This window comes from Methylobacterium sp. 13MFTsu3.1M2 (assembly GCF_900112625.1).
Lineage (GTDB): Bacteria > Pseudomonadota > Alphaproteobacteria > Rhizobiales > Beijerinckiaceae > Methylobacterium.
This window is the reverse complement of the sequence record NZ_FOMM01000035.1, coordinates 16,569-33,749: the sequence shown is the minus strand read 5'-3', so window position 1 is coordinate 33,749 and position 17,181 is coordinate 16,569. Positions and strand designations below refer to the sequence as shown.

Genomic DNA, 17,181 nt, shown 5'->3' with positions numbered 1-17,181 from the left:
ACGACACGCGCACCCGGAATCCCCGATGCTGCTCACCCTCGACATCCTGACCACGGCGGCGATCCTGTTCATCGTCGCGATCGGCCTCCTGGCGATCTTCGGCGTGCTCAAGATCATCAACTTCGCCCACGGGGCGTGGCTGACGGTCGGCGCCTACTGCGCGGTGGTGACCGCCAGGCTCGGGCTCAATCCGTGGCTCGCCCTGCCGCTCGCCTTCGTCGTCGGCGCGGCGCTCGGCGGGCTCGCCGAGCACTTCATCATCCGCCCGCTCTACCGGCGGCCGCTGGACGCGATTCTCGCCACCTGGGGGCTCGGCATCGTGGTCGGGCAGCTCATCACCCTGGCCTTCGGCCGGGACGTCCAGCTCACCCCGAACCTCTACGCCGGCACCGTCGCGTTCCTCGGCGTCGACTACTCGGCCTACCGCCTCGTGGCGCTCGGCATCGCGCTGGCGATCGGCACGCTGTTCGCGCTCACCATCGAGCGGACCCGGCTCGGCCTCTCGGCCCGGGCGGTGATCATGAACGAGACCCTGGCGCGCAGCCTCGGCATCGACACGGGCCGGGTGCGCCTCGTCGTGTTCATGCTCGGCGCCGGCTTCGCGGGCCTCGCCGGCGTCCTGCTCACGCCGCTCACCAGCGTCGATCCGAACATGGGCGTCTCCTGGCTGATCGGCGCCTTCATGCTGGTGATGGTCGCCGACGCCTCGTACCTGGCGCTCGCGGCGGCCTGCCTGGTCTTCGGGGCCGCGCAGGTCCTGATCAGCACCTTCGTGAGCCCGATCCTGGGCAGCATCGCCGTCGCGGTGCTCGCCGCCCTCGTGCTGCGGATCAGCCCGAAAGGTTTCTCCCGTGCTTGAGACCCTGCCCGTCGCCGAGCGTGCCGCCGCGGCGCCCCGCGGACGCCGCCTGTCCCGCGCCGCGCCCTTCGTGGTCGCGGGCCTGGCGGCGCTGGCCCTCTGGATCGCGCCGCTCGTCCTCGACACCTTCGCGGTCAACGTCCTGACCCGCTCGATGATCTACGCGGTGCTGGCCGTCACGGTGGACCTGCTCTGGGGCTTCGCGGGGATCCTGACCTTCGGCCAGGCGGCGTTCTTCGGCATCGGCGCCTACGCCACCGCGATGATCCTCGCCGCCTACGGGGCGACGCCGCTCGGGATCGCCGCGGCCATCGCGGCGGCGCTCGTCGCGCCGGCCCTGCTCGGCCTCGCGGTCGGCTGGCTGTCCTTCTACCACCGCTCGACCCCGCTCTACGCCTCGGTGATCTCGCTCGTCGTCCCGATCGTCGTCGTGCAGCTCATCTACGCGGGCGGGGAATGGACCGGCTCCAGCAGCGGCCTCGTCGGCTTCGACGTGCTGCCCTTCGAGACCGAGGGCTATTTCCGCCTCGCGGCCCTGTTCCTGATCGCCGTCACGCTGGCGGCCTGGATCCTGGTCCGGGCCGATGCCGGCCGCGCCCTCGTGGCGCTCCGGGACAACGAGGCGCGCTGCGCCTATCTCGGCCTCAACCCGCGGCGCCTGCAGATCCGGCTGACCGCGTCCCTCGCCGCGGTGGCGGGGCTCGCGGGCTTCCTGTTCGCCAACGCCTCGGGCGTGGTCGCGCCCGAGAATGCCGGCTTCCTGTTCGGCACCGAGCTGGTCATCTGGGTGGCGCTCGGCGGCCGCGGCACGCTGCTCGGCCCGGTGCTCGGCACCGTCGCGATCGACTACCTCGCGGCGAATCTCTCGGGCGACCTGCCGTTCCTCTGGCAGCTCCTCCTGGGCTCGGCCTTCGTGGTCATCATCATCCTGCTGCCGGGCGGCCTCGCCGACCTCGTCGGCCGCCTCTGGCGGGCGCTGCCGGTGGGCCGGCGGCAGCCGGCGCCGCCGCGCCTCGTCGCGCGGGCGGCCGGGACCGAGGCGGCCGGGCCGGAGGTGACCGGGACCGAGGCGACCGGGACCCCGATCCTCAAGGTCGAGAACCTCGCCAAGGCCTACGGCGCCCTGACGGTGCTGGAGGGCATCGACCTCGAGATCCGGGCGGGCGAGCTCGTCAGCCTCGTCGGGCCCAACGGCGCCGGCAAGACCACGCTGATGCGCTGCCTCAGCGACGGCACCGAGCCGTTCAAGGGCGCGATCGCCGTCGGCGGTACGCCGATCACCGGGCTGACGCCGAACCGGATCGTCGGCCTCGGCGTCGGGCGCAAGTTCCAGGTGGCGAGCGTGTTCGAGAGCCTGTCGGTGGCCGACTGCCTCCGCCTCGCCCGGGCGTCCCACGACGGCCTGAGCCCGGTCGGGCGGGCCGAGACGCTGGGCCTGCCGCAGCCGGCCCTCGACGTCCTGCGCATGACCGGCCTCGACCGCCAGCTGACGCAGCCGACGCGCCTCCTGTCCCACGGCCAGAAGCAGGCGCTGGAGCTCGCCATGGTGGTGGCGCTGGAGCCGCGACTGATCCTGCTCGACGAGCCCACCGCCGGCCTGACCAAGGCCGAGCGCACCACCATCGGGACCGTCCTCAAGGCGCTCACCGCCGAGGGCCGGATCGCCGCCGTGCTGGTCGAGCACGACCTCGACTTCGTGCGCGAGATCTCGTCGCGGATCGTGGTGCTGCACCAGGGCCGGCTGGTCCTGGACGGCACGGTCGAGGACGTCGTGGGCTCCGAACTGGTCCGGACCATCTACTCGGGAGGCGCCCATGGGTGAGGCAGTACGGCGGGCAGCACGGCAGATCGCGCCGGCGGGGGCCGCCCTCGCCCTCGACCGGGTGTCGAGCGGCTACGGCGCCGTCGCCATCGTCAAGGACGTGTCCCTGTCGGTCGGGCCGGGGGAGATCGTGGCGCTGCTGGGCAAGAACGGCATGGGCAAGACCACGCTGCTCAAGACCGTCCTGGGGATGGTGGCCCTGCGCGGCGGCGCCATCACGGTCGGGGGCCAGGCGCTCGCCGGCCTCACGCCGGCCAAGCTCAACGCGCTCGGCGTCGGCTACGCGCCGCAGGAGCAGCCCCTGTTCCAGGACCTGTCGATCCGCGACAACCTGCGCCTCGCGGTACCCTCCGACCGGATGCTGCCGGAGGCGCTGGAGCGGCTGTTCGGCCATTTCCCGTTCCTGAAGGACCGGCTGGCCCAGCGGGCCGGCACCCTCTCGGGCGGCGAGCAGAAGATGCTGATCCTCGGGCGCGCCCTGATGCTGCGCCCGCGCCTCCTGCTGATCGACGAGATCTCCGAGGGCGTGCAGCCCTCCATGGTCGAGCGCCTGCGCGGCGTGCTCCAGGCCGAGCGGGCCGCGGGCGTGTCCATGCTGGTGGTGGAGCAGCACGTCGCCTTCGCGCTGGCGCTCGCCGACCGCTACGCGGTGCTCAAGCTCGGCGAGATCGTCGACAGCGGTCCGGCGCAGGCGCCGGACGCGCGGGCACGCGTCATCGACCATCTGGCGGTGTGAGGTCGACCCGGATCCGCCACCGTCATCGCGAGCGCAGCGAAGCGACCCAGGGTCGCGCCACGCTCCCGGACGGGGCGCTGCTGGATTGCTTCCCTGCGCTCGCAAAGACGGTGGTGGATCGGGAGCAGGGAGGAGGAAGCCGTAAGCGCATGAGAGAACTCAACACCTTCTCGATCGCCGCCCGCTGCCCGCGGACCGGCCAGCTCGGCGTCGCGGTGGCGAGCGCCGTCCCGGCGGTGGGCGGCCTGTGCCCGTTCCTCAGGGCCGGGATCGGGGCCGTCACCACCCAGTCCTGGGTGAACCCCTACCTCGCCGCCCGCATCCTCGACGGGCTGGCCGGCGGGCAGGATCCCGACGCCGCGCTGGCGGCGGCCCTCGCCACCGACGACCGTCCGGACCTGCGCCAGCTCGGCCTCGTCGACGGGCAGGGGCGGGCCGCCGCCTGGACCGGCGCCGGCTGCACGCCGGCGGCCGGCCACCGCACCGGGCCCGGCTACGCCGTCCAGGGCAACATGCTCGCCGGGCCGGGCGTTGTCGACGCCATGGTGGCGGCCTTCGAGGGGAGCGCCGCCCAGGATCTCGACGAGCGGCTGATGCGCGCCCTGGAGGCCGGCGACGCGGCCGGCGGCGACCGGCGCGGCAAGCAGTCGGCGGCGCTCAAGATCGTCGCCGGCGAGGAGTACCCGCACCTCGACCTGCGGGTCGACGAGCATGCCGAGCCCGTGGCCGAGCTGCGTCGCGTTCTCCTGGTCGCCCGCCGTCAGCTCGTGCCGTTCGTGGCCGGCATGCCGCGGAAGGGCGGCCCGGCCGGCGCCCTGCCGGACGACGTCGTGGCGATGCTGCTCAAGCCCCCCGCCGAGCGGCCGGGCGCCGCCGGGGATGCAGCCCCCGACCTGCTGCGCGACGTCGTCGGCCTGCGCCAGGAGCCCCGGCGGGTCGCGCACCTGCTGGCCCAATTCGCGCCGGTGCTCGCCGAGATCGCGCGGCTCCGCGACCTCGACCTCGCGGACATCCACCCGCCGGTCGTGTTCGATCCGACGCTCCCCTACCGCCGGGTGCCCCATGACGACCGCCGCGACTGACCCCCTCTGGCAAGCCCCGATCACCGAGCTCGCGCGGCGGATCGCGGCGCGGGAGCTGTCGAGCGCCGAGCTCGTCGGCGCCAGCCTCGACCGGATCGCGCGCCTCGACGGCGCCCTGAACAGCATGGTCCACCTCGCGCCGGCGGCCCTCGACGCCGCGCGCGCGGCCGATGCCGAGATCGCCCGGACGGGGCCGCGCGGCCCGCTCCACGGCATCCCGATCGCCATCAAGGACAACTACACCACCGCCGACATGCCGACCCGGGCCGGCACGGCGGTGGAGGCCCTGACCTTCCCGGCGGCCGACAGCCACGCCGTGGCGCGGCTGCGGGCGGCCGGCGCGGTGATCCTCGGCAAGACGCGGATGCACGAATTCGCCTGGGGCATGGTCACGCCGCCGACCCGCAACCCCTGGGACCCCGATCGGGTGCCCGGCGGCTCCAGCGGCGGCTCGGGCGCGGCAATCGCGGCCCGCCTCTGCCCGGCCGCGCTCGGCTCGGACACGGGCGGCTCGATCCGGATCCCGGCCGCCCTGTGCGGGATCGTCGGCCTCAAGCCGACCTACGGCCGGGTCGGCCGGTCGGGGATCGTGCCGCATTCCTGGTCCCTCGACCATGCCGGGCCGCTGACCCTGACGGTGGCCGATTCCGCCCTGATGCTGCAGGCGCTCGCCGGCCCGGATCCCGGCGATCCCGCGGCCAGCGCGGCGCCGGTCCCCGACTACACGGCCGGGCTCGACCGGCCGATCCGGGGCCTGCGGGTCGCGGTGATCCGCAACCACTTCTTCGACGCAATCGACGACGACGTCGCCGCCGCCGTCGAGGCGGCGCTCCGCTTCCTCGAAGACCGGGGCTGCGCGGTGCGCGACGTCGCGGTGCCGTCCCTGCGCCACGGCCTCGGCGCCATCTACGCCATCGAGCTCGCCTCCTCGACCGCCTACCACGACCGCAGCCTCGCCCGGGGCCACGTGGCGGGCTTCGCCGCCGACGTTCGCGACCTCGTGGAGATGGGCCGGCTCGTGACCGGGCCGGACTACCTGCGGGCCGAGCAGGTGCGGGCCCTGATCATGGACGAGATGGCGGCCGTCCTGGCCGAGGCCGACGTGATCGTCGGCCCGGCCTCGCCGCTGACCGCGTGGCGGACGGACGAGTCCGCGGTGACGCTCGGCGGGCGCGCGGAGAGCGTGCTGGCGGCCTCCTGGCGCCTGACCTACCCGTTCAACCTCGCGGGCCTGCCCGCCATCGCGCTGCCCTGCGGCTTCGACCGGCGCGGCCTGCCGATCAGCCTCCAGATCGCCGCCCGGCCCTTCGCCGAGGCCGAGATCCTGCGCGTCGCCCACCAGTACGAGCGGGCGCACGCGTGGTGGTCCCGGATGCCGCCCCTGGCCGGCTGAAGCGCCGCTCCCGTCCCGAACAGCTGAGCGGGACGGGGGCGGTCGATTGTACACAACCAATACCGTGCCGCATCGCGAATATCCGCGTGATCTACCGATCAATGCGCGTGGAACCCTTTCTCCGCCGCTGCCGTTGCTGGCTTCGATTGAAGTCAGGAGGCTACCAATGCGCAACATCATTCTCTCGGGCGCCCTGTTCGCGGCCCTGTGCGGCGCGGCGAGCGCCGAGGAGACCACCGTCATCCGCCGCGACGGGCCCGCCGTCGTCGACCACCGCGACACCGTCGTCGAGAAGCGCGAGGTCACCACCGGCAGCGTCGATTGCGGCTCGAAGACCGTCCACAAGGAGGACGGCATGGGCAACTCCAAGACCGTCCACAAGGAAGGCTGCAACTGATCCTGGGCGGACAGCCGCGCCCTGACGACCCTGGAGATCTCAGCATGACCAACAAGCTTCTTCTGTCGCTGGCGACGGCCGGCCTCCTCGCCCTCCCGGCGGCCGCCCAGGCGCAGGGCACCCTGCGGGGCGCGGCCGAGGGTGCGGCGGTCGGCGCCGACGCGGCCGGCCCGGTCGGCGGCATCGTCGGTGGCGCGGTCGGCGCGGCGACCGGCACGGTGGGCGGCATCCTGGGCGTCGACGACCGCCCGCGATTCCGCAGCTACGTCCGCGACCGCGGCGCGCGCTCCTACAGCTGGGGCGGCCCGGTCCGGGTCGGCACCGTGCTGCCGGAGGACAGCGTCACCTACTACGACGTGCCCACCGAGTACCGGGTGCGCCCGGGCTACCGCTACACCATCGTGAACGACCAGCCCGTCCTGGTCGATCGCGGCCACCGCATCGTCGAAGTCATCGACTGAGGGGGGCGGGGCGCCGGTTCGTCCGGCGCCCTCCGGCATCGTGACTCCTCCCGAACCCGCAGTGAAGGATCGGGAGACCTCGCCGTCTTTGCGAGCGCAGCGAAGCAATCCAGGGTCGCGCAGCATCGGCAAGCGTGGCGCCGACTGGATTGCTTCGCTGCGCTCGCAAGGACGGCCGACGCACGGATATCCCTGAGCGCGCCTCAGCCCCGCAGGAGTGCCGCCTCGGGCAGATGCAGCGTGATCCGGTACTCGGCGGCGTCGTGGCTGCGCGTCACGGTCGCTTCGAGCTGGCGCAGGGACATCTCCACCAGCATCGTCCCGAAACCTCGTCCGGGCCTCGGCTCCGGGACACGGGCCATCCGCTCGCACCAGTCCAGGACGAGCCCCGCCTCCTGCCGCTCCCAGGTGACCGACAGCGCGCCGTCGTCGGCCCCGAGCGCGCCGTACTTCACCGAGTTCGTCGCCCACTCGTGCAGGATCATCGCCAGCGACGACACGTGCCGCCAGTTGATCGCCACGAGGGGGCCCTCGATCACCGTGGGGACGTGGTCGCGGTACGGGCGCAGGGTCGCGCCGATCAGGCCGGCGAGGTCGCTCATGCCCTGGCCGTCGGACGGGTCGGCCAGGGAATGCGCCCGCCCGAGGGCCGAGATGCGGTCGCGCATGTCGGTGGCGAAGACGCCGATCTCCCGGTGCGTGCGGGCGCCCGCCGAGATCATGCCGCCGATGATCGCGAACAGGTTCTTCACCCGGTGGTTCATCTCCCGCAGCATCAGGTCGCGAGTCTCGGCGAGCGCGTATTCGGGCGACACGTCGATGCAGACGCCGACGATCCGCTTCCGGTCGCCGCTCCGGGTCAGGCGCCCGTAACTGCGGATGTGCCGCGGCGCGTGGTCGGCGGCGCGCACGCGGATGCGCGCCTCGAACTCGTTTAGCCCATGCGCCGCCTCGGACAGCGCCGCCTCGAAGCCGGGACGGTCCTCGGGCAGCACGCTGGCCGCCAGGGACGCGGTGGGGTGCGGGGTGTCTGGAGCGAGGCCGAACATCGTGCCGGCGATGCTGTCGACCACGACGGTCCCGGCATCCGGGCTGTATTCCCAGACGCCGATGCCCCCGGCCTTCACGGCCAGTTCCAGCCGCTCGCGCTCCGCGGCGAGCTGGCGCTCCAGCGACAGCGCCTCGGTGATGTCGGTGAGCACCAGGGTGGCGCCGTCGACGCTGCCGTTCTGCAGGCGGTAGGGCAGCACCCGCAGCGAGAGCGTGCGCTCCCCGTCCCGGGTGGCGACGCGCCGCTGGATCACCGAGCCTCCGGCGCAGACCTCCTGGGCGTCGTGCAGGTACTCGTGCCCGGCGAGCCGGCTCGACACGTCGGCGAGGGGGCGGCCGCGATCGCCCGGCTGCAGCGGGAAGATCGTGGTGGCCGACGTGGTGAAGCTGCGCACCTTCAGCTCGCGGTCGAGCACCACGACGGCGAGGTCGGTGGATTCGAAGAAGTTGCGCAGGTCGGCATTGGCGATGGTGAGCTGCTCGACCTTGGTCTTCAGCTCGTCGTTGACCGTGGACAGCTCCTCGTTCGTCGACTGGAGCTCCTCGTTCATCGACATCATTTCTTCGTTGGAGCTCTTCAGCTCCTCGTTCGTCGTCTCCAGCTCCTCGACCGCCGAGCGCAGCTTGTAGCGGGTGCGCAGCAGCTCCTCTTCCAGCGCCTCGACGTGGTCGCCGCCGGCATCCATCTCGATCAGGTCGAGGTCGTCCGCCGCCCGGAAGGCGCCGGTGTCGCGCAGGACCAGGAGCATCGAGCCGTCGGGCAGGGGATCGCAGATCAGCTCCACCGGCTGGACGCCGTATTCCGAGCGGATCTCCACGTCGCGGACGACCACGCGCTTGCGCGCGTCGCGGGTCTGGCGGAGCAGCGGGCCGATGACGTCGCGCAGGCCCGGGCGCGCCAGGGTGATGGCGCTGGTGCCGCCGGTCCGGGTCACCGGGAAGTCGAAGTAGCGGCTCGGGCGCCCGTAGGCGGCGATGATGCCGCCGTCCTCGTTGAGCACCATGCTGGGCGGGGCGTAGCGCTCCATGACGCGGCGCACCGCCACGGTCTCGTCGGCGATCGAGGGCTCGCCGCGCCGCTCCTCGCGCCCGCCGCGCCGGGCCTCGCCCCGGCGGGCGCTCCCCGGCAGGTCGATCGGGTATTGCGGCGCGCCCGGCGGCCGCTCGAACAGGCGGGCGTGCTGGTCGATGACCGGGAACAGGTGCTCGAAGCGGCTGACGCTCTCCGAGGGGCCGAGGAACAGGTAGCCCCCCGGCCGGACCGCGTAGTGGAACAGCGGCACCACCGATTGCTGGAGGCGCTCGTCGAAGTAGATCAGCAGGTTGCGGCAGGACAGGAGGTCGACCCGCGAGAAGGGCGGGTCCTTGACCAGGCTGTGGCTGGAGAAGCGGATCAGGTCGCGGATCTCGGCCGCGACGGTGAAGCGCTCGGCGTGGAGGACGACGTAGCGCTCCCGCAGATGGGCCGGGATGTCGGCGAGCGCGGCGGCCGGGTAGGTCGCCTCCCGGGCGATCTGGAGCATGCGCTCGTCGATGTCGGTGGCGAAGATCTGGACCGCCGGCGGCAGCCCGAGGCGGCGGGCGGCGTCGGCGAACAGCATGGCGATGCTGTAGGCCTCCTCGCCGCTGGAGCAGCCCGGGATCCAGACCCGGATGTCCTCCTCGGGATCGCGGGTGCGCAGCAGGGGCTCCACCACGCGCTCCCGGAGGAGCTCGAACATCTCGGCGTCGCGGAAGAAGCGGGTGACGTTGATCAGGAGGTCGCGGAACAGCGCCTCGCACTCGGTCTTGTCGGCCCGGACGCGGCCGAGATAGGCCCGGCCGGACTCGAGCCCGAGGACGTGCATGCGCCGCTCGACCCGCCGGACCAGGGTGGTCCGCTTGTAGCCGGCGAAGTCGTGGCCCACCGCCGCGCGGATGACCCGGCAGAGGTCGTCGATGTGGTCGGCGACGAGGCGGGACTCGGCGTCGACGGCGTCGGTGCCGCGGCGGCGGAAGAAGGTGGTGAGGCAGTCCACGATCTCGCCCGGCGGCCGCACGAAGTCGACGAGGCTGGTCCCGACCGCCGAGAGCGGCATGCCGTCGTAGCGGGCGGTGTCGGGCTGCTGCACCACGCAGACGCCGCCGTGCTCCTTGATCGCCCGCAGGCCGGTCGTGCCGTCGGCCCCCGTGCCCGACAGGATCACGCAGGCGGCGTTGGCCTGCTGGTCGACCGCGAGCGACAGGAAGAAGTCGTCGATCGGCCGGCGCAGGCCCCGCGGCTGGACGAAGTGGGTGAGTTCGAGGACGCCGTTCTGGATGACGAGGCCCCGGCCGGGCGGGATGATGTAGACCTTGTCGCCCGCGATCCGCTCCCCGCCCTCGCACTGGAGCACCTCCAGCTCCGTCTGCCGGTCGAGGAGCTGCGCCAGCATGCTCTCGTGGTTGGGGTCGAGGTGCTGGACGATGACGAAGGCCATGCCGGTCGGCGGCCGGGCGCGCGCCAGCATCTCCCGCAGGGCCTCGAGGCCCCCCGCCGAGGCGCCGATGCCCACGACGGGCCCGGCGAAGGGCGGGGCCGTCACCGTGCCGGCGCCGTCCAGGACCTCCGAGGCCTCGCCGCCGGGGGCGCTATGGAAATCCTGGTGCATCGAGATCCGCGAGCGTGAGCTTGGCCTGCGCGACCGTGGCGACCGTGTTGGCGATCGTCATCAGCGAGCCCTCGATGACGAGCCCACTCTCCGCAAGCGTCGGGGTCAGCCGGGACAGGGTCCGGCCCAGTTCTGCATCGTAGGCGGAAAGCAACTCGGGTTGCGAGCGGCTGACGTCGAATTGGGATGCGAAAAGGTAGCGCACCTCGCCCGAGAGCGCCTTCAGTTTGGACATGTACAGCAGGTTGACGAAGGGCTTCCCGTCCTTGCGGAAATTCACGATCGGCGTGCGCACCGTGTCCTGACGGTCGTTCTCCAGGAAGGCGTGGATCTTGGCCCGCGCCTCCCGGTTGTCGGCGTCGCGCTGGAGGAGGCGGCAATTGCGCCCGACGACCTCCGCGCCCGTGTAGCCGGTGAGCTGGTGGAACCGCTCGTTCACCAGGAGCAGGACGTTGTCGTCGCCCGCCGCGGCCAGCGCCAGGGCGATGTGGGATTTCTCGAAGAAGGTCGTGAGTTCGGCCGGGATGGTCTGCGTGTCCACGGTAGCTTCCCTGTCGCCTCCGTTCGGCGCGGCCCTGCCGGTCCGCTCCCGGGCCCGCCCGCCCGCCGGGCCCCGTGCCGAGGACGCCCGCGATGGTGCCCGCGAGGACGCCCTCATGGGCGCGCCGCCGCGGTATGGCAATGACGCCCGGGCCGGCGAACCCGTTCCGCACGTCCCTGCGACGCCGTGTGCCCCGGGGGCACCGCCCGCCCGGGGCCGTCCGGATCTCATCCCTCGCCGCCGATGATGCCGCGGATGCGGGTCGCGAGCGCCTCCAGGGCGAAGGGCTTCGTCATCACCTGCATTCCGGGGCCGAGATGGCCGTGGTTGAGGGCGGCGTTCTCGGCGTAGCCGGTGATGAACAGGACCTTCAGGTCCGGGCGGTGCTGGCGGCCGGCATCGGCCATCTGGCGGCCGTTCATGCCGCCGGGCAGGCCGACATCGGTGATGAGCATGTCGACGCGCACGTCCGACTGGAGGACCTTCAGCCCCGAGGCGCCGTCCGCCGCCTCGATCGCCGCGTAGCCGAGATCCTCCAGCACCTCGGTCACCAGCATCCGCACGGTCGGCTCGTCGTCCACCACCAGGACCGTCTCGCCCTGCTCGGCGCGGGGCGCGTGGGCGAGGTCGGGCAGGCTCACCTCGGCCTCCGCCTCGCCGAGATGGCGGGGCAGGTAGAGGCAGACCATCGTGCCCTGGCCCACTTCCGAGTAGATCCGGACCTGCCCGCCGGACTGCTTGGCGAAGCCGTAGATCATCGACAGGCCGAGGCCCGTGCCCTCGCCGATCGGCTTGGTGGTGAAGAACGGGTCGAAGGCCTTGGCGACCACGTCGGGGGTCATGCCGGTGCCGTTGTCCGAGACGCAGAGCGTCACGTACTGCCCCGGCTCCAGCTCGCGCTCCTGGGCGGCCCGGTGGTCGAGCCAGCGGTTGGCGGTCTCGATGACGATGCGCCCGCCCGCCGGCATCGCGTCCCGGGCGTTGATGCACAGGTTGAGCAGCGCGTTCTCGAGCTGGCTCGGATCGACCAGCGTCGGCCACAGGCCGCCGGCCCCGACCGACTCGATCGCCACCGCGGGGCCGACCGTGCGGCGCACGAGCTCCATCATGCCCTCGACCAGGCGGTTCGCGTCCGTCGGCTTCGGGTCGAGGGTCTGGCGGCGCGAGAAGGCCAGCAGGCGGTGGGTCAGGGCGGCGGCGCGCTTGGCCGCGCCCTGCGCCGCGCCGATGTAGCGGTCGAGGTCGCCGACCCGGCCCTGCAGCATCCGGGTCTGCATCAATTCCAGCGAGCCGACGATCCCGGCCAGCATGTTGTTGAAGTCGTGGGCGAGCCCGCCGGTGAGCTGGCCGACCGCCTCCATCTTCTGCGACTGGCGCAGGGCCTCCTCGGCGCGCATCAGCTCGGCCGTCCGCTCGGCGACCCGCTGCTCCAGGGTCTCGTTGAGGCTGCGCAGCGCCGCGGCGACGCGGTCCCGCTCCGCCTCGACGGCGCGGCGCTCGTCCACGTCGATCAGGACCCCGGGGAAGCTCAGGGGCGTGCCGTCGGGCGCGTGGTCGACGCGGCCGTTGGCCTCCAGCCAGTAGTAGCGCCCGTCCGCCCGGCGGACCCGGTACTGGTGCGCGTAGGCGCCGCCCCGGGCGACGGCCGCGTTGATGGCCGCGGCCAGCCCGGGCTGGTCGTCCGGATGCACGGTCGCGACGATCCGGGCGAGCGGGATGCCGTCCCGGCCCAGCGCCGGGTCGAGGCCGAAGCTGCGGGCGAAGCCCTCGTCGACCGTGAACCGGTCGCTCGGCAGGTCCCAGTGCCACGTGCCGATGATGGCGCCGGCCGCGAGGGCGAGCTGCACGCGCTCGATGTTGGTCCGGGCGAGCGCCTCGCTGGCGCGCAGGGCGTCCTCCGCCTGCCGGCGCGCGGTGATGTCCCGGAACAGCACCGAGACCTGGCGCCGGCTCGCCGGCCCGATCCGGGCCGCCGAGACGTCGATGAAGCGGTCGGCCTGGGCGAAGAAGCGCTCGAACCGGATCGGGACACCGGTGCGGAGCACGCCGCCGTAGAGCTCGAGCCAGGCCTCCGCGTCCTCGGCCGACACGAGGTCGCGCAGCGTCCGCCCGACGATGCCGGCGATGCCGGTGTGGCGCTCGTAGCCGGGATTGGCCTCGACGTGGACGTAGTCGCTCAGCGGGCCGTGCGGGCCGTCGAAGAACTCGATGATGCAGAAGCCGTCGTCGATGGCCTCGAACAGCGTCCGGTAGCGCTCCTCGCCGGCGCGCAGGGCGTCGCGGGCCTCCCGCTGCTCGGTGATGTCGCGCGCCACCCCGGAGAACCGCACCGGCCGCCCCGCGGCGTCGCGCTCGATCTCCCCCTGCCGGGCGATCCAGCGGATCTCGCCGGTATCCGGCCGCCGGATCCGGTAGGCGACGTCCCGCGGGGCGTCGCCGCGGCGCCGGCTCGCCGCCGTCGAGACGAGGGCCTGGTCCTCCGGCAGGATCAGCGCCTCGACCAGCTCGGCCGGGTAGGTGTCGCGCTCCGGCAGGCCGTAGAGCCGGCAGAATTGCGGGGTCGGGTGCAGGAGCCCGTCCGCGACCCCCACGGTGAACAGGCCGATCCCGCCCGCCTCCTGTGCCCGCAGCAGGCGCGCCTCGGCCTCCCGGAGGGCGAGGCCGGCCCCGGACAGGTCGGCGGGGGGCTGCGGGAGCGTCGGGGCGTCCGCCTCAGCGCCGGTGGCGGCCGCCCGCGCCCGGAGCCCGGCGGCCTCCGCCTCCAGCGCGCGGGCGCGCCGCAGGAGCGCCTCGGTCCCCGTCTCGTCCACCCTCAGCGCCCGTGCGTCGCGATGGACTCCCCCGCCGGCCGCGCGGGGCGGTCGGGGCGGATCGCCAAAATCGGGAGGGCGGGGGATACGGGCACGGGGCTGGCGCTGCGACAGAGGGGCGGGGCGTGGGCGCCTTCTGCCGGAAACGGACCTGGGACGCCACGGGACCGGACCATAACGCGCGGAAACCGCTAAGGCTGCGTCGGCCGGCCCGGCGGGCGACGGGGCCGCCGGCTACGGCTCGGCGAGGCGGCAGGTGGCGCTGCTCGCGCGGGGCCAGCCGTAGTAGATCGTCTCGGCCTGCACGTCGGCGAGGCTCACGACCTCCGGCACCGAGGCCTGCTGCGTGTCGAGCACCGTCCCGCCGGCCCCCGTGAAGGTGCAGAGCACGGTCACGTTCGTCGCGAGGTCCGGGCCGGTGTTGCGCAGGTTGACCATCGCCCGCTGCGGCTCGTGCGAGTCCGGCGGCGTGTGCAGCCGGGTCTCCCGCAGGACCAGGGCGGCGTCGGCCCGCGCCGGCGGGGCGAACGCGACGATCAGGCCGGCAGCCAGGAAGGCGCCGGCCCACCGCGACGACTGCATCCTGCGCATGGTCGGTCCATCCTCTCCTCGTGCCGGGCCTCGGTGCCGGATCCCGGTACAGGGTCCCGGGCCCGGCACCCGCCTCGATCCAACTTGTAACCCGGGTTCCGGGTTCGGCGTCAGCCGCCGCCCGCCCGACGCGAGGCCGCCCCTGGGACCGGGCCGATCCATCCTCAGTTGCGCAGCGGCTCGGCGTCGATCTGCATCCGGTAGATCGTCGTCGGGAACTTGACCGTCGAGGCCGCGCCGCCGCTCATCGCCGGCGTGCGGTTCATCTGCGCCGCCGGGATCCACAGACCGCCCTGCTCGTCGATCCACATCGCGTCGACCCAGACGAGCCGCGGGTCCTGCACCAGCGTGCTCATCGTCCCGTCCGGCGCGATCTTGAGGATCCGCAGGCCGTCCGTGTCGCTCGCGTAGATGGTGCCGCCCGCGTCGATGGCGGTGCCGCCCGTCGCCACCGTGGCGGCGTGGAGCTTCACGTGCCGGGCGCGCTCGTCGTCGCTCACGGCCGCGTCGTCGAGGTACCGGGTCTCGATGCTGTAGAGCGGCCCGGTGCACGCTTGGTAGTAGAAGGTCTTGCCGTCCGGCGAGACTTCCAGCTGGTCGGCGTGGATGAAGAGCAGCTTGTCCTTGTCGTCCCGGAGCACCCGGCCCTGGCCGGTCAGCGGGCGCTGCGCGATCGTCGACCAGTGTCCGTCGAGCACCCTCCGGAGGCCGCCGGTCTCGCGGTCGAGGACGATCAGACCGGGCTGGCCGGCATCCGTCAGGTAGATGTGGCCGCCGTTGAACCGGAAATCGTCGATGAAACTCTTCTCGGTGGTCGCCGCCTGCAGCGGGTAGACCCTGCGCACGGCGTTCGTGGCGAGGTCGATCTGCACGAGCTTCGGGCCGCCCGGCAGCGGCGCCGCGCCCATGCCGGGCGCGCCCTTGTCGACCACCCAGAGGTCCCCGTCCGGCCCGATCCGGATGGCGTTGACCGCCACGAAGGCCTTGGCCGGGTCGTCGCCCGTCTTCCAGGCGTTCCAGGCCGCGTCGGGGTACGGGACCGCCTTGCCGTCCCGCCACTCGCCGAGCTCGATCCCCTTGTCCTGGCTCTGCCGCTGGAACGGCGAGAACAGCCGGCCGTCCGCGGACCGGGTGATGCCGTTGAAGACGAGGTCGTTCGACTCCACCATCGGCTTCAGGGCGTCGGACCCCGCCGGCGCCTCGGCGGCGCGGCCGGGCGCGCCGAGGCCGGCGGCCAGCAGGAGGGCGAGGAGCGTGGCGCGCATGGTGGGTTCCCGGTCCGGCGGTGAGGCGTCTCGCCCGGTAAGCCCGCGGGGCGCGCGGTGTTCCGGTCCGGTCCCATCGGCCGCAGTCGTGAGTCCGGCGCGGGTCCGTTCCGGGGACGCCTGCGACGCTTCGCCGGGGCTGGATCCGGCCGAGAACAGAACATATAGTGAACACAGGGTGAGCGCCGCGCGGGGCGGCCGAGGAGGAGCGAGGGATGGCCAAGTACCGGTTCCACTGCACCAACGGCCTCGAATGCGTGTTCGACGCCCGCGGCACCGAGGTCCGCGCGACGGCGCGCCTCGTCGACCGCGCCCGCAAGGTCGCCTCCGACGTCCGGCGCTCGCTGGCCAACCGCACCGACTGGGCCGAGTGGCGGGTGAGCGTGCACGACCTCTCGGGCCGGCGGGTCCTGGTGCAGCCCTTCGTGCAGCCCTTCGAGAAGGCGTCGGGTCGCGCCAGGGCGGCCTGAATGGCGACGCCGATCAGGACGGTCGCGCAGGGGTCCGGTGCCGCGGCCGCGGAGCCGGATCAGACGATCCGCCCCCTGAGCCTGTCCGAGTTCATCGGTCAGCGCGCGGCGCGGGCGAACATGCAGGTGTTCATCGAGGCGGCGAGGAAGACCGGGCAGGCGCTCGACCACGTGCTGTTCGTCGGTCCGCCGGGGCTGGGCAAGACCACGCTGGCGCAGATCGTGGCGCGCGAGCTCGGCGTGAACTTCCGCTCGACCTCCGGGCCGGTGATCGCCAAGGCCGGGGATCTGGCCGCCCAGCTCACCAACCTGGATGAGCGCGACGTCCTGTTCATCGACGAGATCCACCGGCTCAACCCGGCGGTCGAGGAGATCCTCTACCCGGCCATGGAGGATTACCAGCTCGACCTGATCATCGGCGAGGGCCCGGCGGCGCGCTCGGTCAAGATCGAGCTGCCGAAGTTCACGCTGGTTGGGGCCACGACGCGGGCGGGGCTGCTGACGACGCCGCTGCGCGACCGGTTCGGCATCCCGATCCGGCTGGAGTTCTACGAGATCGACGAGCTGGAGCAGATCGTGGCGCGCGGCGCGCGGGTGCTGGGTCTGGGCATGTCGGCGGAGGGCGCCAACGAGATCGCCCGTCGGGCGCGGGGCACGCCGCGGATCGCGGGTCGGCTCTTGCGGCGGGTGCGGGACTTCGCGGTGGTGGCGGAGGCCGAGACGGTGACGCGGGCGATCGCCGACCGGGCGCTGCAGCTCTTGGACGTGGACGGGGCGGGTCTCGACGTGATGGACCGCAAGTACCTGAGCCTGATCGCGCGCTCGTTCGGGGGCGGGCCGGTGGGGATCGAGACGATCGGGGCGGCGCTGTCGGAGCCGCGGGACGCGATCGAGGACATCATCGAGCCCTACCTGATCCAGCGCGGCTTCGTGCAGCGCACACCCCGCGGACGCGTCCTCACCCGACACGCCTACCGGCATCTCGGCCTGCCGGAGCCGGAGCCGGCCCCGGTCGCCGCCTGAGCGCCGGCCGAATTGCCGGATCCCGTCACGGGCCCTAGCTTCCCTCGGCAC

14 protein-coding genes are annotated in these 17,181 nt (G+C 73.1%); 9 read left to right on the top strand and 5 right to left on the bottom strand.

Going from position 1 to position 17,181, the window contains the following annotated elements; translation table 11 throughout:
* Positions 1-25 precede the first annotated feature (25 nt).
* From BM314_RS26995 to BM314_RS26965, 7 genes are all read left to right on the top strand, one after another.
* Complete coding sequence (locus tag BM314_RS26995) at positions 26-859, top strand: branched-chain amino acid ABC transporter permease (protein ID WP_020096060.1); 834 nt, start codon at positions 26-28, stop codon at positions 857-859.
* On the top strand, positions 852-2,681 hold the full coding sequence (locus BM314_RS26990; RefSeq protein ID WP_091928227.1) for a branched-chain amino acid ABC transporter ATP-binding protein/permease: 1,830 nt from the start codon (positions 852-854) through the stop codon (positions 2,679-2,681). Before BM314_RS26995 ends, BM314_RS26990 begins: the two co-directional genes overlap by 8 nt.
* Positions 2,674-3,417 (top strand): ABC transporter ATP-binding protein, encoded by a 744-nt coding sequence (locus BM314_RS26985; RefSeq protein WP_091981494.1) that lies wholly within the window; start codon positions 2,674-2,676, stop codon positions 3,415-3,417. The genes BM314_RS26990 and BM314_RS26985 overlap by 8 nt, the downstream gene beginning before the upstream one ends.
* Positions 3,418-3,566: 149 nt before the next feature.
* Entirely contained in the window at positions 3,567-4,499 is a 933-nt protein-coding gene (locus tag BM314_RS26980) for a DUF1028 domain-containing protein (RefSeq protein WP_091981491.1), read from the top strand.
* Complete coding sequence (locus tag BM314_RS26975) at positions 4,480-5,892, top strand: amidase (protein ID WP_091981488.1); 1,413 nt, start codon at positions 4,480-4,482, stop codon at positions 5,890-5,892. The genes BM314_RS26980 and BM314_RS26975 overlap by 20 nt, the downstream gene beginning before the upstream one ends.
* 166 nt (positions 5,893-6,058) lie before the next feature.
* On the top strand, positions 6,059-6,289 hold the full coding sequence (locus tag BM314_RS26970; protein ID WP_056524541.1) for a hypothetical protein: 231 nt from the start codon (positions 6,059-6,061) through the stop codon (positions 6,287-6,289).
* Positions 6,290-6,333: 44 nt separating this feature from the next.
* Positions 6,334-6,750, top strand: coding sequence for a DUF1236 domain-containing protein (locus BM314_RS26965; RefSeq protein ID WP_091981485.1), 417 nt, complete (start codon positions 6,334-6,336; stop codon positions 6,748-6,750).
* A gap of 203 nt (positions 6,751-6,953) precedes the next feature.
* Here BM314_RS26965 and BM314_RS26960 read toward each other — a convergent pair whose 3' ends face one another.
* The 5 genes from BM314_RS26960 to BM314_RS26940 form a co-directional block, all read right to left on the bottom strand.
* Positions 6,954-10,430, bottom strand: a complete 3,477-nt coding sequence (locus BM314_RS26960; RefSeq protein ID WP_091981483.1) for a CheR family methyltransferase — start codon at positions 10,428-10,430, stop codon at positions 6,954-6,956.
* Complete coding sequence (locus tag BM314_RS26955) at positions 10,411-10,971, bottom strand: PAS domain-containing protein (RefSeq protein ID WP_020096052.1); 561 nt, start codon at positions 10,969-10,971, stop codon at positions 10,411-10,413. The genes BM314_RS26960 and BM314_RS26955 overlap by 20 nt, the downstream gene beginning before the upstream one ends.
* A gap of 227 nt (positions 10,972-11,198) precedes the next feature.
* Positions 11,199-13,781 (bottom strand): PAS domain-containing protein, encoded by a 2,583-nt coding sequence (locus tag BM314_RS26950; RefSeq protein ID WP_091981481.1) that lies wholly within the window; start codon positions 13,779-13,781, stop codon positions 11,199-11,201.
* A 234-nt stretch (positions 13,782-14,015) separates the two neighbouring features.
* Entirely contained in the window at positions 14,016-14,372 is a 357-nt protein-coding gene (locus tag BM314_RS26945; protein ID WP_091981479.1) for a hypothetical protein, read from the bottom strand.
* A 164-nt stretch (positions 14,373-14,536) separates the two neighbouring features.
* Positions 14,537-15,637, bottom strand: a complete 1,101-nt coding sequence (locus BM314_RS26940) for an SMP-30/gluconolactonase/LRE family protein (protein ID WP_020096049.1) — start codon at positions 15,635-15,637, stop codon at positions 14,537-14,539.
* A 215-nt stretch (positions 15,638-15,852) separates the two neighbouring features.
* Between BM314_RS26940 and BM314_RS26935 the strand changes: the two genes are divergently transcribed.
* Positions 15,853-16,107 (top strand): DUF6894 family protein, encoded by a 255-nt coding sequence (locus tag BM314_RS26935; protein WP_020096048.1) that lies wholly within the window; start codon positions 15,853-15,855, stop codon positions 16,105-16,107.
* A complete protein-coding gene (gene ruvB / locus BM314_RS26930) occupies positions 16,108-17,130 on the top strand; it encodes a Holliday junction branch migration DNA helicase RuvB (protein ID WP_042672936.1) in 1,023 nt (340 codons plus the stop codon).
* Positions 17,131-17,181: the final 51 nt, after the last annotated feature.